The organism is Lysobacter sp. TAB13, assembly GCF_052113885.1.
In the GTDB taxonomy this organism is placed as follows: domain Bacteria; phylum Pseudomonadota; class Gammaproteobacteria; order Xanthomonadales; family Xanthomonadaceae; genus Lysobacter; species Lysobacter gummosus.
The window spans coordinates 1-528 of sequence record NZ_JBFRDR010000128.1 but is presented as its reverse complement, the minus strand read 5'-3'; the positions used below and the strand labels follow the sequence as shown (position 1 = coordinate 528).

Sequence of the window (528 nt, the reverse complement as noted above, 5' to 3'; positions counted from 1 at the left end):
GGGCCGTCGCTCGTGAAGGGCGTTGTGGTGACCCTCTCTGCCATCGCCTTGAGCATCAAGCCGGGCGGCTCGGCCCGCGAAATCGAAATCACCGGTGGCATCAAGACGAACGGGGCGGGCGTGGCGCCGATCGAGCAGCATGGCGCGATCGACAGCCTGCGCGTGGCGGGAGGCTTTACCGCAGTCGGTGGGGGCTTCGACAGGATTTAGCGAGCGAGCTCTGCCGGGGCTCTTGCCGAGGGCCGCGAAGGAACGTCGGTCGTCGATCCGGCAATGTCCCGCACGGCTCCGTGGGTGTGCGACGAGACCAGACGGGCGGGCCGGCGCCTGATCGTGAAGGCACGCTGTTCCGCCACCCTATGGCATGCAAGGTCAGGGCATGCCGGGAGCGCAGCTCCCGGCCGCGTGGCCCTTCATGCTGCCTTGGCTCGCTCCTGCGCTGTCTTGACGGGGCCCTTGGCTGCAACCAGCGCCTCATGGTCCAGCGCGGTCTGCGCGGCATAGGCCATCGCGAAACTCGTCACGGCG

General features: G+C 68.6%; 1 protein-coding gene. It reads left to right on the top strand.

The features are described from left to right. Positions 1-210, top strand: a 210-nt coding sequence (locus tag AB4Y92_RS25450; protein ID WP_441822145.1) for a hypothetical protein, incomplete at its 5' end; no start/stop codon positions are given. Positions 211-528: the final 318 nt, after the last annotated feature.